The 23009-nt window shown below is 44.3% G+C and carries 22 protein-coding genes; 18 read left to right on the top strand and 4 right to left on the bottom strand.

All coding sequences use genetic code 11. The annotated features are described in order from the left end of the window. The first annotated feature begins 48 nt into the window (after positions 1-48). The gene (locus tag ABTQ23_RS03735; protein ID WP_408614292.1) at positions 49-480 is read left to right on the top strand and encodes a type II toxin-antitoxin system RatA family toxin; all 432 of its coding nucleotides are present in this window, start codon (positions 49-51) and stop codon (positions 478-480) included. Continuing rightward, the gene (locus ABTQ23_RS03730; RefSeq protein WP_408614501.1) at positions 477-824 is read left to right on the top strand and encodes an RnfH family protein; all 348 of its coding nucleotides are present in this window, start codon (positions 477-479) and stop codon (positions 822-824) included. Before ABTQ23_RS03735 ends, ABTQ23_RS03730 begins: the two co-directional genes overlap by 4 nt. A 65-nt stretch (positions 825-889) precedes the next feature. On the opposite strand, the gene bamE is transcribed toward ABTQ23_RS03730, so the two are convergent. From bamE to nadK, 3 genes are all read right to left on the bottom strand, one after another. After that, entirely contained in the window at positions 890-1279 is a 390-nt protein-coding gene (gene bamE / locus ABTQ23_RS03725) for an outer membrane protein assembly factor BamE (RefSeq protein ID WP_408614291.1), read from the bottom strand. Between the two features lie 85 nt (positions 1280-1364). After that, positions 1365-3023, bottom strand: a complete 1659-nt coding sequence (gene recN, locus ABTQ23_RS03720) for a DNA repair protein RecN (protein ID WP_408614290.1) — start codon at positions 3021-3023, stop codon at positions 1365-1367. A 77-nt stretch (positions 3024-3100) separates the two neighbouring features. Further along, positions 3101-3982: an NAD(+) kinase gene (gene nadK, locus ABTQ23_RS03715; protein ID WP_408614289.1), complete on the bottom strand. Its 882-nt coding sequence runs from the start codon at positions 3980-3982 to the stop codon at positions 3101-3103. Positions 3983-4208: 226 nt separating this feature from the next. Here nadK and grpE point away from each other — a divergent pair, with 226 nt between their 5' ends. The 6 genes from grpE (at position 4209) to ABTQ23_RS03685 (ending at position 9167) form a co-directional block, all read left to right on the top strand. Next, complete coding sequence (grpE, locus tag ABTQ23_RS03710; RefSeq protein ID WP_408614288.1) at positions 4209-4850, top strand: nucleotide exchange factor GrpE; 642 nt, start codon at positions 4209-4211, stop codon at positions 4848-4850. A gap of 226 nt (positions 4851-5076) precedes the next feature. Then, positions 5077-6177 carry an NADH:flavin oxidoreductase/NADH oxidase gene (locus ABTQ23_RS03705; RefSeq protein WP_408614287.1) on the top strand — a complete coding sequence of 367 codons (1101 nt, stop codon included), beginning with the start codon at positions 5077-5079 and terminating at the stop codon, positions 6175-6177. Between the two features lie 216 nt (positions 6178-6393). Continuing rightward, positions 6394-6651 carry a DUF1289 domain-containing protein gene (locus ABTQ23_RS03700; RefSeq protein WP_408614286.1) on the top strand — a complete coding sequence of 86 codons (258 nt, stop codon included), beginning with the start codon at positions 6394-6396 and terminating at the stop codon, positions 6649-6651. A gap of 85 nt (positions 6652-6736) precedes the next feature. Then, positions 6737-7480: a phosphatase gene (locus ABTQ23_RS03695; RefSeq protein WP_408614285.1), complete on the top strand. Its 744-nt coding sequence runs from the start codon at positions 6737-6739 to the stop codon at positions 7478-7480. A 233-nt stretch (positions 7481-7713) separates the two neighbouring features. Then, complete coding sequence (locus ABTQ23_RS03690) at positions 7714-8343, top strand: carbonic anhydrase (RefSeq protein ID WP_408614284.1); 630 nt, start codon at positions 7714-7716, stop codon at positions 8341-8343. A 449-nt stretch (positions 8344-8792) separates the two neighbouring features. Beyond that, the gene (locus ABTQ23_RS03685) at positions 8793-9167 is read left to right on the top strand and encodes a peptidoglycan-binding domain-containing protein (protein WP_408614283.1); all 375 of its coding nucleotides are present in this window, start codon (positions 8793-8795) and stop codon (positions 9165-9167) included. Positions 9168-9232: 65 nt separating this feature from the next. Here the strand turns inward: ABTQ23_RS03685 and ABTQ23_RS03680 are convergent, their stop codons facing one another. Continuing rightward, entirely contained in the window at positions 9233-10369 is a 1137-nt protein-coding gene (locus ABTQ23_RS03680) for a hypothetical protein (protein ID WP_408614282.1), read from the bottom strand. Between the two features lie 497 nt (positions 10370-10866). Between ABTQ23_RS03680 and dnaK the strand changes: the two genes are divergently transcribed. The 10 genes from dnaK to ABTQ23_RS03630 all read left to right on the top strand — a co-directional run bounded on the left by dnaK (position 10867) and on the right by ABTQ23_RS03630 (position 23009). Beyond that, a complete protein-coding gene (gene dnaK / locus ABTQ23_RS03675) occupies positions 10867-12792 on the top strand; it encodes a molecular chaperone DnaK (protein ID WP_408614281.1) in 1926 nt (641 codons plus the stop codon). An 85-nt stretch (positions 12793-12877) separates the two neighbouring features. Further along, entirely contained in the window at positions 12878-14032 is a 1155-nt protein-coding gene (gene dnaJ / locus ABTQ23_RS03670) for a molecular chaperone DnaJ (RefSeq protein WP_408614280.1), read from the top strand. Positions 14033-14228: 196 nt separating this feature from the next. Further along, the gene (locus ABTQ23_RS03665; RefSeq protein ID WP_408614279.1) at positions 14229-15719 is read left to right on the top strand and encodes a phospholipase C; all 1491 of its coding nucleotides are present in this window, start codon (positions 14229-14231) and stop codon (positions 15717-15719) included. Between the two features lie 53 nt (positions 15720-15772). Beyond that, positions 15773-17173 carry a 4Fe-4S binding protein gene (locus tag ABTQ23_RS03660; RefSeq protein WP_408614278.1) on the top strand — a complete coding sequence of 467 codons (1401 nt, stop codon included), beginning with the start codon at positions 15773-15775 and terminating at the stop codon, positions 17171-17173. 2 nt (positions 17174-17175) lie between these two features. Next, on the top strand, positions 17176-17691 hold the full coding sequence (locus ABTQ23_RS03655) for an iron transporter (RefSeq protein ID WP_408614277.1): 516 nt from the start codon (positions 17176-17178) through the stop codon (positions 17689-17691). Beyond that, complete coding sequence (locus tag ABTQ23_RS03650) at positions 17688-18209, top strand: iron transporter (protein WP_408614276.1); 522 nt, start codon at positions 17688-17690, stop codon at positions 18207-18209. The genes ABTQ23_RS03655 and ABTQ23_RS03650 overlap by 4 nt, the downstream gene beginning before the upstream one ends. Continuing rightward, positions 18196-19590, top strand: a complete 1395-nt coding sequence (locus ABTQ23_RS03645) for an alkaline phosphatase family protein (RefSeq protein WP_408614275.1) — start codon at positions 18196-18198, stop codon at positions 19588-19590. Before ABTQ23_RS03650 ends, ABTQ23_RS03645 begins: the two co-directional genes overlap by 14 nt. A gap of 158 nt (positions 19591-19748) precedes the next feature. After that, on the top strand, positions 19749-21260 hold the full coding sequence (locus tag ABTQ23_RS03640) for an alkaline phosphatase family protein (protein ID WP_408614274.1): 1512 nt from the start codon (positions 19749-19751) through the stop codon (positions 21258-21260). Between the two features lie 103 nt (positions 21261-21363). Continuing rightward, complete coding sequence (bamJ, locus tag ABTQ23_RS03635) at positions 21364-21981, top strand: BamJ family beta-barrel-assembly machinery protein (RefSeq protein WP_408614273.1); 618 nt, start codon at positions 21364-21366, stop codon at positions 21979-21981. A 146-nt stretch (positions 21982-22127) separates the two neighbouring features. Then, the gene (locus ABTQ23_RS03630) at positions 22128-23009 is read left to right on the top strand and encodes an ABC transporter ATP-binding protein (RefSeq protein ID WP_408614272.1); all 882 of its coding nucleotides are present in this window, start codon (positions 22128-22130) and stop codon (positions 23007-23009) included.

The following is a 23009-nucleotide window of genomic DNA, read 5'->3' as shown; positions in this document are numbered from 1 at the left end:
ATAGACGATGATGGTAAAATTGCTGCCATTATCGCGAAGGGAGAGGTCATGACAACGATCCAACGAAGTGCCTTGGTCAATTTTAGTGCTGAGCAGATGTATCATCTGGTCAATGATGTGGAGTCTTATCCGCAGTTTCTGCCCGGTTGTGTGGGCGGCAAATTATTGAGCCTGGAAAATAATGAAATGACAGCGACGGTGTCGGTCGCTAAAGCGGGAATTCGCGGCGAATTTACCACTCATAATATCATGCATCCATATGACAAAATTGAGATTACCTTGGTGAAAGGGCCGTTTAAAAAGCTCCATGGGGTGTGGCAGTTTAAGCAGCTTGATGAGCACGCTTGTAAAGTGATTTTGGAGCTGGAGTTTGAATTTGCAAACCGTCTAGTGAGCTTAGCCTTTGGCCGAGTATTTAAAGAGCTGGCTGGGGCGATGGTTCAGGCTTTTTGCACGCGCGCAAAACAGGTATACGCATAATGAGTGAACTTAATATCGAAGTTGTTTATGCCTTGCCTGAGAAACAAACCTTATTATCTGAAATTGTCGATGAAGGCACGACGATTGAACAAGCGATTGCTCAGTCGGGTATTTTTCAGCATCATCCCGAGCTTAAAGGGCAAGCGCTGCAAGTCGGTATTTTTAGCCGAGCAGCTAAGTTAACAGACCAAGTTCAAGATGGCGATCGCATTGAGATTTATCGCCCGCTTTTGGCTGATCCCAAAGAGTTACGTAAGCTTCGCGCGCAACGCGCTAAAAATAGTGGCAAAGCAGATAAAGTCACCGGTGGTCGGCCAAATCCTCTGCGTCATCACGACTCATAAATTAAGCCAAATTTATTCGATATGAATGTCACTCAAGCTGAGGCTTAGCCTCAGCTTGGCAATTATTAGCTATTGGTACTTGGCTGGGCAGGCGCATCAAGCGGCATGTTAAACTGCGAACCAGGTTTATAATCCCCAGTCATGCTGACTAGTTTATTGTCCTTAAAGGTAATCACTAGTTTTTTCTGAGTGAGTTTCCCATTACCAACTTGATAATGATAAATATAGTACCAAGTATGTGGTGTAAATAAGTCGACCAACATCGGTGGTCCCATCACATATTTTACCTGTGCAGGAGACATTCCTATCCGTAATTGATTGACCTCTTTTTGTTCAACGTAGTTTCCCTGAGGGATATCAATTTTATAAACGAGCTTATCGAGCATTGAGCAGCCAGATAGCGCAAATGTGGCCAGCATGGCCGAAAAAAGCAGTCGCACGCGCATCATTTTCATTCTTTTATCCTGTCTAAGGCTGCTCATGATACCAAGGACTGATTAAAAAAGAAGTCCTGATTATCTAAATACTCAGACTGTTAGCTCATTTTAGTAGTTCTCTGGCATTAGCAAGAGCAACTTCAGTGATTTCATTACCTGCTAGCAGCCGGGCCAGCTCTTCAACGCGCTGTTCACCATCAAGAACTTCCATAGTGGTTTCGGTGCTTTGTTTTTGCTGTTTTTTACTCACGCGTAGCTGCTGATGGCCATTGCCAGCAACTTGTGGTAGATGCGTGACACATAAAACTTGGTTAGTTTGCCCTAGCAATCGGAGCATTTGGCCGACAACCGCGGCGGTTGGGCCGCTAATGCCAACATCAACTTCATCAAAGATGAGCGTAGGAACTTGAATGTTTTCAGCGCAGATCACCTGAATCGCCAGGCTAATTCGTGATAACTCACCCCCGGAAACCACTTTATTTAATGGCTGCAAAGGCTGGCCAGGGTTAGTGGTGACTAAAAGCTCTGCTTTATCCCAACCGTTTGGCGATGGATGCTCAGGGTCTGCTGTTATCTCTAATTGGCATTTTGCTTTAGGCATACTCAGCTCGCGAATTGATTTTTCCAACAGGTGGCTGAGCTGTTTAGCTTGGCGCTGACGGCTCTGGCTAAGGCGAGAGGCAGCGTCTTGATAGTTTTGCCAACTGTTGGCAATTTGTTCATCTATTTTTTTAAGAAAATCATCCATTGATGCCATTTGCGCGAGCTCTTCGGCTAAGTGCAAATGCAACTGTGGAAGTTGTTCCGGCGGCACTTGATGTTTACGAGCCAAATCAAGGCTGGTGCTAAGACGTTGCTCTAACTGGGCAAATTCTTCAGGGTCTACCTCGAGTTGATCCGCTGACTGGCTTAACTGATGGCCTGCTTCTTCAACCTGAATAATCGCCTCTTGGATAAGATCATAAGCGCTTTGTAGCTTTGGCTCATATTCCAGAAGATCATCTAATTTTTTGCTGCCTTGCGAGAGCATTGATAAGACGTTTACTTCATCATCTTGGCTTAGCAACATCGCGAGTTGTTGGCAGCCATCGAGTAATTCTGAGCTGTTTGATAAACGCTTATGCTGTTGGTCTAGCTGCTGATATTCGTCCGGTTGCAGGGCAAATTCATCCAGCTCTTGGACTTGATACTCTAATAACTGCTGACGCGACTGTTGCTCAGCTTGCTGAGTTAATAATCGGTCTTTTTCATGACGTAAACTTTGCCATTGCTGAAATGCCTGAGCGACCTGTTCCAGTTGGTTGTTATGGCGGCTGTAACTGTCAACAATGCGTAATTGTTGGGCAGGTTTGAGCAGTTCATGGTGAGCATGTTGGCCATGAATTGCGACTAATTTAGTGCCCAGTTGTTTTAACTGGCTAATAGGGACAGGGGTTGCGTTAATATATGCTTTAGAGCGACCTTCATGCGTCACTACGCGGCGCACAATGCATTCGCCACCGTTATCGAGTTGGTTGTCTTGCAGCCATTTTTGCGCAGCGAGATTTTTGTGAATATCAAAACGGGCTGACACTTCAGCGCGTTTTTCACCTGGGCGAACCATAGCCGCTTCTGCTCTTTCACCTAGACATAGGCCAAGCGCATCAATGGCAATTGATTTACCAGCACCAGTTTCACCAGTAATGGTGGTCATACCACTTGATAAATCAAGTTCTAAAAAGCGGACAATAGCAAAATTTTGGACAGTAAGTTGAGTTAACATGCGCAATCCCCTTCGCAAAATAACATGTATATATATACAGTTGTTTTTAACGAAGGGCAAGTTTTATACAGCGTTTTTTAAAAAAGTGTGCTGCCCCAACCTAATTTCTTACGCAATACTTCAAAATAGTTGTAGTCGGTCGGATGGATAAGGCGTAGCCGCTGCGGATGTTGGCGAACAATTACTTCATCACCTGCTTGAACGGTAATCGGAATGTGGCTATCGCAGCTAATCATACTATCCGAGCGATTTTGTGGCGCAAATTTAATCCGCACTTGTGATTTACCGTTAAGCACAGTTGGACGGCTACTCAGCGTATGCGGGTACATTGGTACCATTGCAATAGCTTCAAGGTCTGGGGTTAAAATTGGCCCGCCACCTGAGAGTGAATAGGCTGTTGACCCGGTTGGTGTCGATAAAATTAAGCCATCAGCCCGCAGTCCGAGCATAAAGTTATCATCAACATACACATCCATTTCAAGCATATGGGCAACTTTGCCCTGATGAATCACAACTTCGTTCATCGCGCGGTGAATTTCCAGTGTGCGGCCATCCCGGATAAGCTCTGCTTCAAGTAAAAAGCGATGTTCGGTTATAAATTCGCCATCCAATACTTTGCTCAGAGGTTCTTCAAAATCATCTGGGTGAAGGTCGGTTAAAAAGCCTAAATTGCCCCGGTTGACACCAATTACAGCAACATCGTGACCACTAAACTCACGCGCTGCTCCGAGCATATTGCCATCACCACCGACCACAATTGCTAAGTCGGCCTTTTTGCCTATTTCGCTGCGGCTTGCCACTTCGCTGCAGCAAATGGGAAGTTGTTTGGCAACGCGTTCTTCAACCAGTAGATGATATCCTCTATTTAATAGAAAATTATGCAACTGATTGAGGGTCTGATTTGCACCCTCATGATTAGGCTTACCAATTAGACCAATTGTTTGAAAAATTTTATTCATAGGCAAAGGGTAGAATATGAAATAAAGTCAGATCATTGTGAATTGCTGAGCTGATTTTATGCCACATCCTGAGTCACTATTTATATTTGAGATAGATAATTATCAGGACAGAGTAAAGGATTAGGCAAGTTTCCCTGTCAAATCGTTAACTTTGGGTTGAAACCCACAATATCATCCCCATAATAAGCCTCAAGTGTAATTTAGGCTAACTTTTTCGGAGTGTCGCATGAGTAGCGAGCAATCAAAGAATCAAACCGAACAGAATGTAGAGACGGCAGAATCTGTCGAACAGGCCGCTCAGGCGCAAGAGCAGGCTGGCGTAGAACCTGAAGTGATTACGGCTGAAGAAGCAGCTGAAATGGATAATGCTGAGCTGGCAAGTGCCCATGCTCGCATTAGCGAACTGGAATCACAGCTAGAAGCTGCCAACCAGAAAGTTCAGGATCAAAAAGACAGCGTCGTTCGTGCTCAGGCTGAAGTTGAAAACATTCGCCGCCGTAGTGCTCAGGATGTTGAAAAAGCTCATAAATTTGCGCTTGAAAAATTCGTTAATGAATTATTGCCAGTGATTGATAACTTAGAGCGTGCGCTTGGTGCTGTCGATCAAGAAAACGAAACAATTAAACCGATGATTGAAGGGGTTGAACTAACTCTGAAATCATTCTTAAGTGTGGTCGAAAAATTTGGTGTTCAGGAAGTTAATCCTGAAGGTCAGCCATTTGATCCAGCGAAACATCAAGCGATGGGGATGCAAGAAAGCGAAGAAGTTGCACCGAATACCGTTTTGGCTGTGATGCAAAAAGGCTACGAACTTAACGGTCGCCTGATTCGTCCAGCGATGGTGATGATCGCTAAAGCAAAAGCATAATCGTTTGCTAATTAAGCAAATATCTTGCTGATTATTGGGGGCTTTTAAGCCCCTTTTTTTATGATGCTTAAAAGAGCGTCTCTGGCCGAATCGTGGTATTGAATGGGCTAATTGCCAAATATAGCTGGCGAAAAATTCGTGCATTTGCTCATCGAGAATTAGGGTTGTCTATCGACTCTCTGGTTTGTTATTCTTGAACAATTATTCAAAACGTAAGGAGAATACTTTGTCTAAGTTATTCACTCCATTAAAACTTGCCGATTTAGAGTTACCAAATCGGGTAATTATTGCGCCGATGTGTATGTATAGCGCAGAGCACGGCAAGATGACTGACTGGCATATTCAGCATCTGGGGGGTTTATCACAGTCCGGAGCAGGGATGCTCATTATTGAAGCTAGCGCGGTTGAGCCTCAAGGGCGAATCAGTTATGGCGATGTTGGTTTATGGGATGACTTGACAGAGCAGGCGATGGAGCGGGTTCTTGAAAGTGTCCGTCGTTATTCTGATATGCCAATTGGCATACAGTTAGGGCATGCTGGGCGTAAAGCTTCGTGTGAATTGCCGTGGAAAGGTGGGGCGCAAATCGACCCTAATCACGAGTTGGGGTGGCAAACTATCGCCCCATCAGCGGTGGCTTACAGTGATGGTGAAAATCCACCTTTAGCGATGACGCTTGAAGATATCGAAGCGGTTAAAGCTAACTTTGTCAGTGCCGCCCAGCGCGCGGCTAAACTTGGGTTGGATGCGATTGAAATTCATGGCGCTCATGGCTATCTATTGCATCAATTTTTGTCACCGCTATCGAACTTGCGTGATGACCAATACGGTGGCTCGCTAGAAAACCGCATGCGCTTGGTTCTTGAAGTGTTTGAAGGGATTCGCGAAGTCTTTCCAAAAGAGAAACCCGTTGGCATTCGTATCTCAGCTTCAGATTGGGTTGATGGTGGTTGGGATCTGGCTCAAAGTATTGAGCTGGCCAAAGCACTTGAAGCGCGAGGTTGTTCATTTATCCACGTTTCATCAGGCGGTTTAAGTGAGGATCAACAAATTGATGTTGGCCCTGGATATCAGCTGATTTTTGCCGAAAAAATCAAAGCCGCTCTCAAACAGATGCCAGTTATTGCAGTCGGTTTGATTACTGATGCCCATCAGGCAGAAAGTGTCTTGGTTAGTGGCCAAGCGGATGCGATTGCTCTGGCTCGCGGCGTTTTATATGACCCTCGTTGGGGATGGCATGCAGCGGCTGCATTGGGTGAAAAAATCACTCCCGCCCCACAATATTTGCGCTGTGCGCCACATGAGCTAAAAGATTTGTTCAACGCTTAAATCTTTTCAAGCAGTTTATCGGCCGGAGGTGTGTTGTGCACTTCCGGCTTTTTTATGGTCAAGATAATGTTAATCGGTCAAAAAATACGCTAAGTTAAATACACAGCTAGCCAATTGTGTCTCTTTAACCGGTGAAAGGTATCGCTTTAGCGCAGGCTTGAGCGATTCATAAGACGATGTGTCGTCAGCTGAGCTAGCAGTTAGTGAGGTTGATTTATGCAACAGATCGAAATTTTCCCTATTCCAAGCCCTTGTATTGGTGTATGTCAGGTGAATGAAAAAGGGCTGTGTCGCGGCTGTTTTCGCAATCGTGATGAGCGCTTTTATTGGCAAAAATTATCCCCATCGCAACAACGAAATGTCATCCGTTTAGCGCATAATCGTAAAATACGGTTTTTACGCGCCCAAATTCAAGCCGTTCAGTCATCAGCGCAACCAAGCGATCCCTCACTTGATTTACCATTTGACGACTAGCGCTCGTCATCAGCTGTTGGTTGTTTAGTTTATCTCTAGATGTGGTTCGATACGGGCCATTTCTTTTATTTATAGGAATATATTCATGCAAATCGAAACAGATACCCATACTCACACAATTAGCAGTGGCCATGCTTATAGCTCATTAGCGGAAAACGTGACAGCTGCAAAGGCTGCTGGTCTTAAATTGATGGCGATGACCGATCATGCACCTTCAATGCCTGGCGCTCCACATATCTGGCATTTCGGTAATTTAAAGGTTGTACCGCGGATCATCGATGGGGTTGGGGTATTGCGCGGCGTCGAGGCTAATATTTGTAACCTAAATGGTGAAATCGATGTACCCGATAAGTTTGTTGAACAGCTCGACCTTGTGATTGGTAGTCTCCATGAGCCTATTTTTGCGCCTAGTGATGAAAAGACAAATACTCAGGCACTTATTAATGCAATTAAAGGGGGGCAAGTTGATGTGATTGGTCATCCTGGTAACCCCAATTATCCCATCGATATCGATGCTGTTGTGAAAGCTGCAACGAAGCATCATGTCTTGATTGAACTGAATAATTCCTCATTTTTAGGCTCACGGCGAGGGAGTCATAAAAACTGTTTAGCCATCGCTGAAGCCGCTCGTGACTATGACACCTGGATCACCCTAGGTAGCGACTCTCATATTGCTTACACAGTCGGTAAATTCGCCGAATGTACTGATGTAATCGAGCAAGTAAAGTTCCCACTAGAGCGGTTAGTGAGCACGCATGCTGGAAAATTACTCGATTTTCTTGCTGAAAGAGGCAAAACAAGTATGGGTGAATATTACAAATTACGCTGATATAATCCGTTATTGTGAGGCTAAAATTTGTGAAATTGTGGATATCTTGATTTTTTGATTGCTTGTTAAATATTTTTATTGCGTAAAATGCATTAATTAATGGTTTTTCATTTTTAAAAGTTCATGTATGCTAATTTTACGAATTTAAGGTTATTTACCCTATTTTATTAAGGGAATTGGCTGTTTAGTCACGAGGTAACCGATAGTTTTCATATTTAAATGGCAGATTAAAGATGAGCGAACTAGATCAAATTTTAAAAAATAACGAGAAATGGGCAAATTCTATTCAGGAAAAAAATCCAACGTTTTTTAGTGAGTTGGCCAAAGCCCAGAGTCCTGAATATTTGTGCATCGGCTGTTCGGATAGCCGGGCTCCTGTTGAGCAGATTATGGGGTTGCAACCTGGCGATATTTTTGTTCATCGTAATGTGGGTAATCAGGTCGTTCCAAGTGATTTGAATACGTTATCAGTGATTCAATTTGCCGTTGAAGCGTTAAAAGTAAAACACATCATTGTCAAAGGGCACTATGAATGTGGCGGTGTTAAGGCGTCCGTTGATGGAACCAAAATGGGCATGATGGATAACTGGTTACGCCATATTCGGGCTGTTTATGTCAAACATGAGCAAGAGTTAGATAACATTACCGATATGCACAAACGCTATGATCGATTATGTGAACTAAACGTGATTGAACAGGTTGCGAACGTTTGTAATACCTCGGTTGTTCGCCAAGCTTGGGCCGCGGGTCAGGAGTTATCCGTGCACGGTTTAATCTATTCTCTTAAAGAGGGGCGATTACATAATCTGCATGTTACTGCCAACGAGAAAACAGCGGATCTTAAGATAAAACTGGCATTTTAACTCATTTTTCAGTCGAGATGTTTTGCAAGAAGCTCTGTCCATGGCAGAGCTTTTTTGTCTTTTTTATTGGCAGTAAGTTTCAAGGGGCTCTTTTGAGGTAAAAAACAACCGATTCATGGGCCCGATAAATTGGCGTTTTAAGCAATACATGAAAGTCTATATATAGAAAAAAAACCTAATCAATGAGATGGTTAGTCATAATTTTTATGACTGCATTTAATTTGTTGCAGTTTTTCTTAATTACTCAGATTATTTGCCAGCGATTTAGTCAGTGAATCGTTTAGCGCTGAAATAGAGCGGAACTTGAGGGTTCGAGGCCATCGGGGAGATCTCTTGGTAATGGCAGAGAGAATCTATTCATCGCATTCATGCTAAAACAAAACGGCTTGCTCGAACCCTTATCAAGAGCCGTTTTGAATGGGCAGCTTTTTTATTGAGGAAAACAACAAATGAAAAAAACATTGATTGCTGCATTACTTGGATTAATGGTAAGCCCTCTGGCATTGGCTGATAATGCGCCAGCGACACAAACTGCAACACCTGCAACGACGACTGCCCCAGTTGTTGTGAAAAAAGCCGCTGATCATAAAGCTGCCGCTAAACCTGCTGCTCATAAAAAACACAAAGTGAGCACAGAATCTCATAAACTCGTTTCAGAAGTTCAATCTCAGTTGCATCGTTTAGGCTATAAAATCGGTAAAGTTGATGGCTATAACGGTAAAAAAACGCGAGCTGCTGTTCGCAAATTCCAAAAAGACCATCACCACAAAGTGACTGGTAAAATTACCCACCAATTATTAGCGCAGTTAAAAGCCGCTAAATAATCTGATTAAAATTAAGGTGTGTTATTAATAACGCACCTTAATTATTTCTATCCTAGAAATTGCAATTATGCGTTAAGGTCAGCATCGGTTTTAAGAATTGCTTGTTGCAATCCGAATTCATAAGCCTCGAGCAGTGGTTGAATGCTAAGGTCTTCATCATAAAAGCCGAGCCATACTAAAGTGCAGGTGGCGATAATCATCAAGTCTTTATCTAGCTCGCTATTGGCATTCGATGCATCAAGTTTCGTTTTTAACTCATTTAATGCAGTTTTTTCATCGCTTTGAATATCAAGTTTGGTGATAGCCGCAGACATATCTTGCAGCAATTTTTTGAGTAAGGTTTTCAGTAGCTGCTCATCAAAATCGAACCCAAGTTCCCTGGCAAGATAAAATGCCGTGCAGGTTCTTAAATTTTGCTCTTGTTTGCTCTGCCAAGATGAGGCGTTAGTAATTTGAGAGCCGTTTAACTCAAAACCGATGGAACTGGCAAAAACTTTGTATGGATTTAGACTTGGTTTCACGCTTGTAAAATAGTCGCTCAAGACTTGAGAAACAGTTTCGTGTTGATTACCAGATAGCTGAAAATGTTTGACTATCGCCATCCCGTCCACGTTAGCAATCGTTTTATAGTTTGCACCAAACTGGTTAATAATCTCTTGCTTGGTTTTAGGCGCTTTTTGATGTTTGTTGATATAGAAGTTGCCGGCAATTTCTGAAAGATCGCCGAGCCAGCCAGATGCCATCAATCGGTCATCGACGGTTGGACTAATTGCTTCAAGAATTTTTGCCAGCTCTTTATCTTTTAAGATGCTGTCGGGCAGCGGTGTCACCGGGCCATTGTGATTACTAGCATCCATGATGGCAAAAAGATGAGCAATATCATAGGCGTCTTGTTTGTCGTTGGTGAGAACTTCGTGGCTTTTTTGAATGGCTTTAGTCGTGTCGCTTGAGGCAAATTGCGCTATATCTTCTGTTCCTCGAACTAACTCGTAGCTCCAGAGCTTTGAGCCGTAATAAAGCTTGCGAAATTTAGTGATCATGACTGAGATGTCGGTGACTTTGGAGTTGTCACTTTCAACGTGCTGCATTAGTGAAAAGTAATCACTCAGGGCTAATGAGCGCGCCTTAATTGCATCAGTGGCAGGGCATCCTGATGCGCCAAAGTTAAAGCTGAGCGCAACCTCTAGGGTAATTTGTGCCATATCACACTCCAAATTGTGTCTTATGGTGGAAAAAGGGAAAAATCAGTTCATGGCGTAACATATTAAAATAACGCCAAAACTGCTCACGAAAGGCTTATAAAACGAGCAGTTTTAAACGTTATTTATAACGCACTAGAGAAATTAGTTTTATCAATTTTTGCTCTTTTCTCTTCTTTATTCGCGGTTTTGAGTCTTTAAAGTCATCAATAAAAAATTTCTCTTTAGTGGTTGAATTTGTATCCTGAGCCCTCAAATTATCAATAGTTGTTCGATACAGCTAGATAAATACAATTAGATCAATAGATTAGGAAAAACATACCGCACTATTGTGAAAGTGGAAGTGGTTTTTTTATCAATATCTGTGTCGTATAAGTTTTTGTTAAGGTGTTGGGACTGAGATTTAAAATGAAATTTTTTTAATTTTTCCCTTGAAAAGATAAATCCGGGCCCCATCTTATTTTGCAAAGTCAATTAGTACCGAATTTGGAGACATCAATATGGGTAAAATTATTGGTATCGACCTGGGAACCACAAACTCATGTGTCGCTATCTTGGATGGCGATCGGCCAAAGGTAATAGAAAACGCTGAAGGGGATCGCACAACACCTTCGATTATCGCATTTACCGACGATGGTGAAACACTGGTTGGTCAACCTGCAAAACGTCAGGCGATTACTAACCCTAAAAATACATTGTTTGCGATTAAACGTTTAATCGGCCGTCGTTTTGAAGATGACGAAGTTCAGCGCGATATCAAAATTATGCCTTTCGATATCGTTAAAGCTGACAATGGTGACGCTTGGGTTGCTATTAAAGGCGATAAAAAAGCACCACCACAGATTTCAGCTGAAGTGCTGAAAAAAATGAAAAAAACTGCCGAAGATTACCTCGGTGAAAAAGTTACAGAAGCAGTTATTACTGTACCTGCATACTTTAACGACTCACAGCGTCAGGCAACTAAAGATGCCGGTAAAATCGCTGGGTTAGACGTTAAACGTATTATCAACGAACCAACAGCAGCTGCGTTTGCGTACGGCGTTGATAGCGTAAAAGGTGACACAACTGTTGCTGTATACGACTTAGGTGGTGGTACATTCGATATCTCAATTATCGAAATCGATGAAGTTGATGGTGAAAAAACTTTCGAAGTACTGGCTACTAACGGTGATACTCACTTAGGTGGTGAAGACTTCGATAACCGGATGATTAACTATCTGGTTGATGAGTTTAATAAAGAGCAGGGCGTTGACTTGCGTAACGACCCGCTGGCAATGCAGCGCTTAAAAGAAGCAGCTGAAAAAGCGAAAATTGAACTGTCTTCAGCGCAACAGACTGATGTGAACTTGCCTTACATCACAGCTGATGCGACAGGTCCGAAACACTTAAACATTAAAGTGACTCGTGCCAAACTGGAATCTCTGGTTGAAGACTTGGTTCAGAAATCGCTCGAACCTCTGCGCATCGCACTGCAAGATGCTGACTTGTCAGTATCTGAAGTTGACGAAGTAATTCTGGTTGGTGGTCAGACTCGTATGCCACTGGTACAGAAAGTTGTAGGTGAATTTTTTGGTAAATCACCTCGTAAAGACGTTAACCCAGATGAAGCTGTTGCCATGGGCGCAGCAATTCAAGGTGGCGTACTTTCTGGTGATAAAACTGACGTACTGTTGCTTGATGTTACTCCTCTGTCCCTTGGTATCGAAACCATGGGCGGTGTGATGACTAAAGTGATTGAGAAAAACACCACCATTCCGACTAAACAGTCGCAGGTGTTCTCAACTGCTGATGACAATCAGAGTGCTGTAACAGTGCATGTGCTGCAGGGTGAACGTAAACGCGCTGGTGATAACAAATCACTGGGTCAGTTTAACCTTGAAGGTATTCGTCCAGCACCTCGCGGTGTACCACAAATCGAAGTCACCTTCGATGTGGATGCTGACGGTATCTTGCATGTGTCTGCTAAAGATAAAGACACTGGTAAAGAACAGCAGATCACCATTCACGCATCTTCAGGTCTGTCTGATGATGAAGTGAGCAAAATGGTTTCTGATGCTGAAGCTCACGCGGATGATGATAAAAAATTCGAAGAGCTAGTCAGCACTCGTAACCAAGCTGATGCGCTAGTACACAGTACTCGCAAACAGATTGAAGAAGCGGGTGATGCACTGCCAAGCGATGAAAAAGAGAAAATCGAGAAAGCTGTTAGTGAGCTGGAAAGTGCTTCTCGTGGTGAAGATAAAGCTGAAATCGATGCTAAAGTTCAGGCAGTCGTTGAAGTTTCATCTAAACTGATGGAAATCGCACAGCAGAAAGCTCAGGCCTCTCAAGGTGGTAGCGAGCAAGGTCAGCAACAGCAATCCGCTAATAATGGCGACGATGTTGTTGATGCGGAGTTTGAAGAAGTGAACGACGATAAAAAATAATATCGCCTGACTTCCCTCTCCTATAGAATGCGGGCGTTGTAGTTTTACAGCGCCCGTTTGCTTTTTCACAACACTTAAAGTCATTATGTCGAAACGAGATTACTATGAAGTGCTCGGTATCAGCAAAGATGCCAGCGAGCGAGATATTAAAAAAGCCTACAAACGTATGGCTATGAAGTATCATCCTGACCGCACCAAGGGTGATAAGGCACTTGAAGATAAATTTAAAGAGGTAAGTGAAGCTTACGAAGTGCTCAATGATCCGCAAAAACGTGCGGCATACGATCAGTTCGGTCATGATGGCGTCGATCCAAACCGTGGTGGTGCTGGCGGTTTCGGTGGCGGAGCTGATTTCGGTGATATCTTCGGGGATGTCTTTGGTGACATCTTTGGTGGCGGACGCCGTGGTGGCGGTGGTCGTGGCCCACAACGCGGAGCTGACCTTCGTTACAATATGGAACTGACTCTGGAAGAGGCTGTTCGTGGCGTAAGCAAAGAGATCCATATTCCAACCATGGTGCACTGTGAGCAGTGTAATGGCAGCGGCGCTAAAGCTGGTTCAGAAGTAAAAACTTGTCCGACCTGTCATGGCCATGGGCAAGTTCAGATGCGTCAGGGCTTTTTTGCTGTTCAGCAAGTGTGCCCAACCTGTCATGGTAGCGGTAAAATCATTAAAGACCCATGTCCTAAATGTCATGGTGAAGGCCGTTACGAACGAGATAAAAAACTCTCAGTTAAAATTCCAGCAGGTGTGGATACAGGCGATCGCATTCGTTTATCTGGCGAAGGTGAAGCCGGTGAACATGGCGCTCCAGCAGGTGATCTGTATGTTCAAGTGCATGTTAAAGAGCATCCAATTTTCACCCGCGATGAAAACAACCTCTATTGCGAAGTGCCAATTAGCTTCACCCAAGCCGCTTTAGGCGGTGAGATTGAAGTTCCAACCATCGATGGCCGCGTTAAGCTGAAAATTCCAGCAGAAACTCAAACCGGGCGAATGCTGCGGATTCGCGGTAAAGGTGTGCAGTCAGTGCGCTCCAATCGCATTGGCGATCTCATCTGTAAAGTTGTGGTTGAAACGCCTGTGAAATTAAATGATGAACAGCGCGATTTACTGCGTCAGTTTGAAGCATCGCTTGATGGAACGGCAACCAAATCTGGCAAGAAGCAACAGCACAAACCTCGCTCTGAAGGTTTCCTTGACGGCGTGAAGAAGTTTTTTGATGATTTAACCAAATAGCTTCTAGCTTTGTTTTAAGTAATAAAATCCAGCCTTGAGTGCTGGATTTTTTATTGCTAATGAATCTCATTTTTATTTATTGATAATATTGTAAACTACTGTAAAGAGCTGTGGGATATTCACCTAATTGTCATCTTTGAAGACTAGCGTAGTTTGAGTTTCAAACTAACTCATTCTTAATGATGGACAATTTCCAATGAAGCTTTGTAAATTATCACTGTTGGCGCTTTCAGTTGCTGGCCTTGTGCAGGGATGTGCCGATAGTTCCTCTGCCACCAATGCTTGGACTCAACCGAAAAAAACGGCCACTCCAATTAAACATGTGGTGGTTATTTTTGATGAAAACATCTCGTTTGATCACTACTTTGGGACCTATCCGCACGCGACAAATCCCCAAGGTGAGCCTGCTTTTCACGCTAAAGCAAATACTCCGGTGGTTAACGGTTTAACTGCTGCTTTATTGAATCACAACCCAAACCAATATAATCCGTTTCGTATGGTGCGTAATCAGGAACCTTGCGATCAGGACCATGGTTATGAAGCAGAACAAGATGCCTATAATGGCGGGTTGGTCAATCAGTTCCTAAGTGCCACTGGCAATAAAAGCTCGTTGGAATGTCAGCATCAGGTGATGAGTTATTATGATGGCAACACGGTGACGGCTCTTTGGAATTATGCGCAGAATTTTGCAATGAGCGATAACTCCTATGGGACGATTTTTGGCCCATCAACACCGGGTGCTTTAAACCTTATCGCTGGTAAAACTGGGCCGACTTATCCGCTTACTACGCCTGGAGTGGAACAGGGCAATCTGGTGACCGATGTTGATCCGCGCTTTGATGACTGTTCATATAAAGATGTTGAAAAAGCCAAAGGGGCAGAACTTGCAACATCAGTGCAGAACGGCTTAATTTTTGTCAAAGGGCAGAATGTCGGCAATCTGTTAAATGCCAAAAAAGTCAGCTGGGGCTGGTTTGAAGGTGGCTTTGATCCGACCAGTTATCACAATGGCGTTGCACGATGCGGGGCGAAAAGCACCAACGTGTTTGGCGGTGAAAAATCAGATTACATTCCCCATCACCAACCATTTCAATACTATCAGTCAACTTCAAACCCTCACCATTTAGCGCCATCAAGTTTGGCCAAAGTTGGGCAAACCGATCAGGCTAACCATCAGTACAGCTTGAAAACTTTCTGGAGTGCCGCCCAAATGGGGAATCTACCAGCGGTGAGCTTTTTAAAACCCATTGGGGTTGAAGATGGTCATGCTGGGTACTCCAATCCACTTGATGAACAGCACTTTTTAGTTCGCACGATTAACCGCTTAGAAAAACTTCCGCAGTGGAAAAATATGGCGATTATCATCGCTTATGATGACTCCGATGGGTATTACGACCATGTGATGCCACCGAAAAATAACTTCGCTAATCAAACGGGACGCTCAGGCTACGGCCCACGCTTACCGCTATTGGTTATCTCTCCTTATGCCAAACAGAACTTTGTCGATCATACCTTGACTGGGCAAAGCTCGGTGCTGCGTTTTATTGAAGACAATTGGCACTTAGGTCATTTGCCAAACTCAATGGACTCGCACGCTGGGGTTTTGAGCAATATGTTTGATTTTAAAGATGGCGGCAAAGCTAAGCCGATTTTCTTGAATATTCAAACGGGTGAAATAGCTTCTTAGTTATACTGTGTTCAGCCAGAGCAACAAGCTCTGGCTGATATTAGGACAATGATGTGGATGCTCTTAATGTAAAGCTGAGCCAGAAATTACTCCAGCTTGCTCGATATACCCGCTACTTTCAATTGGCCATGTTAGTCGCTCTGGCCGCCTTGCTAATTGTCCCGCTTTTTTTTGCAGCGCCCAAATTTGCATGGCAAAAGCCTTGGAACAATGCGCAGCTTTTTAGCGAGTGGGTGTTGTGGGCTATTTGGTATCCCGGAACATTACTTTCTGTGTTGCTAGTTGGGCGGTTGTGGTGTGGTTTGTTTTGTCCATTGGGTGCAACCAGTGAATGGGTGAGTCATATTGGCGCGCATGTTCGGCTTCCTCGCTGGGTAAAACACCCGATGACAACCGCTTGCAGCTTTTTAATCGTGACCACTTGGGCGCAGACACTTGATGTGCGTGATGATTTGCATGCGGCCTTGCTGTTATTTGGCATTATTTTCGCCTTTGCAATTGGTTGTGGCTTGTTATTTGGTTCAAAAAAAGGCCAAGGGCGACGCGTCTGGTGTCGGCATCTATGCCCGATTGGTTCGGTATTAGGTGTTTTTTCTCGGCTTGGTAAATTAAATATTTTTGCTAAACAGCCAACGGGCGAACCCGAAGGATATCGAGATGATGGCCTGTGCCCAACCAGTATTGAGCTGCGCTCGAAACAAAGCTCTCGCCACTGTATTAAATGTATGCACTGCGTTAAACCGCAATCTCGCGGTGGAATGGCTATTGAAGTGCGTCCAATCGGATCTGAAGTTGCCAATATTGAGCAACATGCTCCGTGTTTTTCTGAGCTTTGGTTTATCTGGCTAGCCCCAGGGCTTGCTGTTGCAGGATTTGTTTGGCCCAGTTCACCTTGGTTTGTGACTTGGCGTCAAACCTTGGGTCATTGGGCGTTAGAACACCATTGGTTTTGGCTATTGGCCAAAGGGCCCGGGTGGCTGATGAATCAGAGTGTCGCGCTGGGCCAGCATTATCTGTGGCTGGATTTTGTGGCGATCAGTCTTTTTATGTTTGCCGCCGCGATAGTCTTTGCTTTGCTCTTACTTGGATGCAGCTACCTTGGCGCGAAAGCGCTAGAACATACCGTTCAAGGCACGTTAATTGAGCGAGTCAGCTTATTTGGTTATCAGTTAGCGCCACTGGCCATGTTAGGCATTTTGTTGGGGTTAGGGGCGACATTGTTCGGCTCACTTAAATCGATATTAGGCCAAAGTGAGATTGTTATTTTGTTGATTTTACTCGCGATGGCCTTGGTCTTTAATGTTTTTAATGCCGGGCGCTGGCTCAAGCAACATCCGTTATCGAGCACAAATCAAATCATTGCCTGGTCTGCCATGTTAGTTGGATGTGCAATGCTCTCGATTGCAACTTTATGGATTATTTTCCCTTCTTTTACTTTTAGTGAATTGGTTTAATCATGCGTTATTTCATCTATTGCGCCAGCTTGGCGTTGGTTGTGTTCTCAAATGGCGTATTGGCCAAACAATCGGTGATGCTGCCGTCAAACGATCAAAATGGAATGCACATTCAATCTGGCCTTCGCTTGGAGAAAAGTCATTGGGTGTTGTGGACGAGCCTTAAAGCGCAGGCTTATAACCCCAATGGTTTTATCACGGGCGATTTTATCCCTTATTGCCAGGTGAGTTACCAGTTAAAACGCGTCGCAGCCAAGACCATCACACAAGGGCAGTTGCCCATGCGATTGACTATGAATGGGCCTGAATATGGCCATGTAATTCAGCTTGCTAAGCCCGGAGTTTATCAGTTAACCATTCGCTATATTTCACCGAAAAATAATGGCTTTTATCGCCACATTGATAAAGCGACCGGTGTTTCCCCTTGGTGGCAGCCATTTAGCCGTCACTATCAGGTGCAGCTTGGGGCCAATGCATGCATTAGCAAGGTCACGTTAGTTAAAGGAGATAAGCAATGATTCGTCTCACTCTATTGCTTTTTTTGACGCTGTTTTCTTATCAATCGATGGCGATGGATGTGGTGTTTGGCCCGGATGTCGGTATTCATGGGCTTAAAATAGGGGCCAGCTATATTCAAGACGTCATGATGTCACCGAAGAAAAAGGGGATGTCCAAAGAGGCCGATATTCATCTTGAAACGGATGTTCACGCTCTGCCTGGTAATCCTCAAGGATTTCCTGCTACAGCTTGGATCCCAGGGCTTAAGATTCATTTTGTATTGACTAAAGACGGCTCTAATTGGCGCTACGAAGCGGATTATTTACCGATGGTCGCCCAAGGTGGCGCGCACTATGGCATGAATGTCAAACTTGATGGTCCGGGACATTATCAGCTAACCAATTACTATGAACCCCCTAGTGACCATGGCATGTTTTTAATCAGTCAGGCACAAGCTGGCGTTTATCCGTGGTGGAAACCATTTGAGCGGCACTATCAATTTGATTTTTTAGGAACGGGTAAACATGGCGGTTATTAAGCGAATTGAGCTAGTGTATCTATTATTGCTGAGCGCTGTTTCTGGTGTGGCTATGGCTAAAACAGCTGCTTTGCAAACGCCTATTCAGCATGTGGTTGTGGTTGTGCTTCAAGATGAAAGTTTTGATCGCTATTTTGGAATTTATCCGAATGCGCAAAATAACCACTCAGAAGTTGCCTTTCACGCGCGCCCCAATACTCCCAAAGTGGCAGGTTTTAGCAAAGAGTTACTCGAGCATAATCCAAATCTCAGCAATCCTTATCGAATGGCTCCGGGCCAACCGACCTGCGATCTGGGCTATGGTGTCATCGCGCAAAAGCGCGCTTATAACCATGGTTTGAATAATATGTTTATCTGGCAGGAAAATCAGGGGCCTAATGCGGTTAGTGATGATGGCTGCTTTGCGCAATCAGTCATGGGCTATTATGACGGCAATACGCTAAGTGCCTTGTGGCAATACGCGCAGCATTATGCATTAGCGGATCATTTTTTTGCCAGCGAATATGCCACTGTGGCTGGCGGACAAATTGATATCATCGCGGGTGTCAACCAAGGGATTATTCCCAAAGTTTTACCCGGGGTGAGTTATAAAGACGAGTTATTAGGTAATAATCCACCGCGCTATGATGATGGCTCAAAAGGGCGTTTTAAAGTGTCCTTAAATAGAACTAATATCGGAAATTTATTAAGCGCACATCAGGTCAGTTGGGGAGCTTTTGTTGGTGGATTTAAGCCAAATTCATATCGCCCCGATGGCACTGCAGTGATGGATAAGCGGGTGATGAATCAAGCCGGCTCTTTAGTGATGGCCTATGAAAGTAGTGATGACCCATTTCAATATTTTGCATCAACTGCCAACGAACATCATCTAGCGCCGAGTCATCTGGCTAATATCGGTAAAGATGGCCCTGAACATCACCAATACGATTTGTCTATGCTGTGGTGGGCCGCAGGGCACAACCTATTACCAGCGGTGAGTTTTGTGTTTGCCGACCATGCGCGCAACGGCCATGTGGGAAGCTCTTCACCGCTTGATGAGCAGTTTTTTGTACGCCAAGTGATGAGCCATCTTAAAGCCAGTTCGCAATGGTCATCAACCGCGGTAATGTTGGTATGGAGCAGTGCCAACGGTTGGTATGACCACATAACGCCACCGCCAGCGCCGCAATCGATGCTCGGCAATGGCTATGGCCCAAGGTTGCCGTTTTTACTCATCTCTCATTGGGCCAAGCATAATTATGTGGAGCATAAAATGCTCGATCAAAGTTCAGCGTTGCGCTTTATTGAACATAACTGGCAGCTTGGTTATTTAGGTCCGCACACACCAGATCGCTATGCGCATTCACTGCTTTCGATGTTTGATTTTAGCCAACAGCCATGACCTCTGTGATTATGGGTTTTGAGAATCAATGAGAAGTGTGCGCTAAAGCATGCAGGGCGAATAAACGCAATTTATGGTTGTCCATCAGATTAACCTTGTTATCATTAGTGCAAATTATTGATATCGCTCTTATTAGAATTGGATGATGTAAATTGCGCATGAATACCCTGAAATTTTCGTTGGTTGCCTGCTTTGCAGGTCTCTTTTTACAAGGATGTGCTTCAAAAGACCCCAATGCTCCAAAAGTTTGGTCACAAGCTCGGACAACGACCACGCCGATTCAACATCTGGTGGTCATTGTTGAGGAGGGCTCATCGTTTGATCGCTATTTTGCCACTTATCCAAATGCGCTGAATAAAAAGGGTGAGACTGCTTTTCAGGCCGATAAAAAGACGCCACCAGTGAATGGCTTAAGTAAAGCATTACGCTCTCACAATCCGAACAAAATAGCCCCATATCGATTAAGTTCAGCGATTGTTCCTTGCGCTCAAAACAGCCAGTACGATGCTAAAATTGCGGCTTATCATGGTGGGTTGGCCGACAAGTTTGTGCAATATACTGCCAATCAAACCTCTAAGGCCTGCCGTGCTCAGGTCATGGGGTATTATGATGGCAACACCGTGACGGCTCTTTGGAATTATGCGCAGCACTATGCCATGAGTGATAACTTTTTTACTCTTAATTATGGCGGCGCCACGACTGGGGCAATTAATTTAATTGCCACTCGTAATGGTCCTGCGTGGCCAGATGATACGAAGGGGTTAGTTGCGAAAAAGATTACCGATGACTTTGACCCACGTTTTGATGATTGTTCATACGAGCACATTGAGAATGCCCAAAATGCGTTGTTAGCTCCAACTATTCGGGATGGGCGGGTTTATTTGAGCGGTCAGAATATCGGCAACTTACTTAATAAACATCACGTGAGTTGGGGATGGTTTCAGGGCGGATTTGCACCAACGAGTGTCAAAAATGAGGTCGCTCGCTGCGATGGTCAAAGTAAGAATGCCTTTGGCAAAACCTCGTTTGACTATTTGCCGCATCTTAATCCGTTTCAGTACTTTGAATCGACCTCAAACCCTCATCATTTAAGTCCGTATCACTTAGCATCGGTTGGCTCAGCTGATAAAGCGAACCACCAATACAGCCTTAAAACGTTTTATCAGATGGTTAAAAAGGGCCAGTTGCCAGCGGTGAGTTTTGTCAAAGCAAAATCAGTTGATAATGGCAGTGCCGATTATTCTAGTCCGCTGGATGAACAGCAGTCTTTAGTGAAAGTGATTAATCAGGTGCAGCAACTGCCGCAGTGGAAACATACGGCAATTGTGATTACCTACACCGATTCAGGTGGTTTTTATGACCATGTCAGCCCGTTGCAAAATGCCGATAGCAACCAGAAAGGCCAACGAGGATTTGGTCCTCGAGTCCCATTTTTACTGATTTCGCCTTATGCCAGAGTTAACTTTGTGGATCATCATTTATTAGATCAGCGCTCGATTATTCGCTTTATTGAGAACAACTGGCGGCTAGGCACTCTTGGTCAAGCGGATGTCTCTGATGCGGGCTCGTTACTCAGTTTATTTGATTTTACCAACCGACATGCCAAGCCATTAACACTGGATCCAAAGACTGGGTTGGTGGTTAAGCCTTCTAAAAGTAAAACGAATTGATGTTATTTTGCGCACATAAAGGGCGCTGAATATGAAAAAGGGGCGAAATTAAACGTTAATTTTGTTAGTCTGGCCCTTTAAAGCGCAAGCAAAGGAAAATTTTATGAGCGAACAGTATAACAGCGTTGAAGCGCAGGCGAGCTATGGCTACGGCATGCAGATCGGTCAACAGATCAAGCAGGCCGCCTTTGACGGACTTGACGTAGAAGCGATGTTAAACGGGATCCGCGACATGATGACTGGTCAGTCTCCAGCTGTTGATGAGTCTTTAATCGCTGCTGCATTTGAACAGATTACAGCAAAAATCGAAGCTAAACAGGCTGAACAGCATAAAGAAAACAAAGAAGCTGGTGAGCAATTCTTAGCGCAAAATCAGCAGCGTCCTGAAGTTCAGGTTACTGCCAGTGGTTTACAATACGAAGTAGTTGAATCAGGCGACGGTGCGACTCCGGGCGCGACTGATAAAGTTCGTGTTCACTACCACGGAACCTTAGTTGATGGTTCAGTATTTGATAGTTCAGTCCAACGCGGTGAACCAATTGAGTTCCCTGTAAACGGTGTTATTAAAGGCTGGACTGAAGCGTTGCAAAATATGAAAGTCGGCGATAAGTGGAAACTCTACATTCCTCAGGGACTGGCATATGGTTCTCAGGGCGCAGGCGCTGCAATTGCACCATATTCTGCACTCGTATTTGAAGTTGAATTATTAGGCGTGATGTAATCACTGCTTATTTTTGAAAGCCGCCTTAAGTCGAGGCGGCTTTTTTATTGGCGCAAGAATATGATTGTGCTTTGTCATCAGCCTTTTTGCGCACATTGCTCTGAGTTTTGATATGCTCAAGAAGGGTTTTTGGGCAAAGGGAGACTATGGCAGATATTTTACAAGTACGGCAGTTAACCAAACGTTTTGGTAACAAGGTTGCCGTTGATGAGTTAAGTTTTGTGCTTAAAAGTGGTCAGTGTTTTGGTTTGCTCGGACCCAATGGCGCAGGCAAAACAACGACCATTGAAATGCTCGAAGGGGTGTTGGCACCAGACGATGGTGAGATCTTGTTTCATGGCAAACCGCGCTCATCGGATTTTCGTCAAGCGATTGGCATTCAGTTTCAAAGTACCGCGCTGCAAGAGCGCTTAAATGTGCTGGAAACTTTAAAACTATTCTCGCGCCTTTATGAATCACCATTGCCACTCGCTGAGTTGATGAATCGTTGCCAGCTTGATGAACTCGCTGAGCAAGATACCCATAAACTCTCGGGTGGCCAGCGCCAGCGTCTGTTGTTGGCCATCGCCTTGATTAATGACCCTCAACTACTTTTTTTAGATGAACCCACCACCGGGTTAGACCCTCAAGCGCGGCTAAATTTCTGGAAACTAGTCGAGCAAATTAAAGCAGATGGCAAAACCGTGCTATTAACTACGCACTACATGGATGAAGCTCATTATCTGTGTGATGAAATAGGGATTGTCGATAAAGGTAAACTGATCGCACGTGATACCCCGCAGCGGTTGCTAGAACAATATATCCCGGGGATCTATTTAAGTGTCAGCGCCGATTACGCCGAAGTTCTAGATAAACTTGGTATTGAGTATGAGCGCCAATATGGTTGGTGTCGGTGGAAATGTAATGACGTTAAAGCGCAAATTGACCATCTACAACAAGCTGGTTTGCAATTGGGTGATATTCAGATCCAACGTCCTGATTTAGATGATCTGTTTTTAACGCTCACCGGGCGGTCATTGAGGAGCTAG

It is taken from the genome of Celerinatantimonas sediminis, assembly GCF_046054195.1.
Taxonomy (GTDB): Bacteria; Pseudomonadota; Gammaproteobacteria; order Enterobacterales; family Celerinatantimonadaceae; genus Celerinatantimonas.
Note: the sequence above shows the minus strand (reverse complement) of the source record. Positions and strands in the feature narration are given on the sequence as shown.

Coding starts and splice junctions, on each gene's coding strand:
- ABTQ23_RS03700 (WP_408614286.1), top strand. CDS start 6,394: ATGCAACAGATCGAAATTTTCCCTATTCCAAGCCCTTGTATTGGTGTA.
- bamE (WP_408614291.1), bottom strand. CDS start 1,279: ATGAAAATGATGCGCGTGCGACTGCTTTTTTCGGCCATGCTGGCCACA.
- bamJ (WP_408614273.1), top strand. CDS start 21,364: ATGAGCGAACAGTATAACAGCGTTGAAGCGCAGGCGAGCTATGGCTAC.
- dnaK (WP_408614281.1), top strand. CDS start 10,867: ATGGGTAAAATTATTGGTATCGACCTGGGAACCACAAACTCATGTGTC.
- recN (WP_408614290.1), bottom strand. CDS start 3,023: ATGTTAACTCAACTTACTGTCCAAAATTTTGCTATTGTCCGCTTTTTA.
- ABTQ23_RS03645 (WP_408614275.1), top strand. CDS start 18,196: ATGGCGGTTATTAAGCGAATTGAGCTAGTGTATCTATTATTGCTGAGC.
- ABTQ23_RS03690 (WP_408614284.1), top strand. CDS start 7,714: ATGAGCGAACTAGATCAAATTTTAAAAAATAACGAGAAATGGGCAAAT.
- ABTQ23_RS03655 (WP_408614277.1), top strand. CDS start 17,176: ATGCGTTATTTCATCTATTGCGCCAGCTTGGCGTTGGTTGTGTTCTCA.
- ABTQ23_RS03695 (WP_408614285.1), top strand. CDS start 6,737: ATGCAAATCGAAACAGATACCCATACTCACACAATTAGCAGTGGCCAT.
- ABTQ23_RS03665 (WP_408614279.1), top strand. CDS start 14,229: ATGAAGCTTTGTAAATTATCACTGTTGGCGCTTTCAGTTGCTGGCCTT.
- ABTQ23_RS03640 (WP_408614274.1), top strand. CDS start 19,749: ATGAATACCCTGAAATTTTCGTTGGTTGCCTGCTTTGCAGGTCTCTTT.
- grpE (WP_408614288.1), top strand. CDS start 4,209: ATGAGTAGCGAGCAATCAAAGAATCAAACCGAACAGAATGTAGAGACG.
- ABTQ23_RS03630 (WP_408614272.1), top strand. CDS start 22,128: ATGGCAGATATTTTACAAGTACGGCAGTTAACCAAACGTTTTGGTAAC.
- ABTQ23_RS03650 (WP_408614276.1), top strand. CDS start 17,688: ATGATTCGTCTCACTCTATTGCTTTTTTTGACGCTGTTTTCTTATCAA.
- ABTQ23_RS03685 (WP_408614283.1), top strand. CDS start 8,793: ATGAAAAAAACATTGATTGCTGCATTACTTGGATTAATGGTAAGCCCT.
- ABTQ23_RS03680 (WP_408614282.1), bottom strand. CDS start 10,369: ATGGCACAAATTACCCTAGAGGTTGCGCTCAGCTTTAACTTTGGCGCA.
- ABTQ23_RS03735 (WP_408614292.1), top strand. CDS start 49: ATGACAACGATCCAACGAAGTGCCTTGGTCAATTTTAGTGCTGAGCAG.
- nadK (WP_408614289.1), bottom strand. CDS start 3,982: ATGAATAAAATTTTTCAAACAATTGGTCTAATTGGTAAGCCTAATCAT.
- dnaJ (WP_408614280.1), top strand. CDS start 12,878: ATGTCGAAACGAGATTACTATGAAGTGCTCGGTATCAGCAAAGATGCC.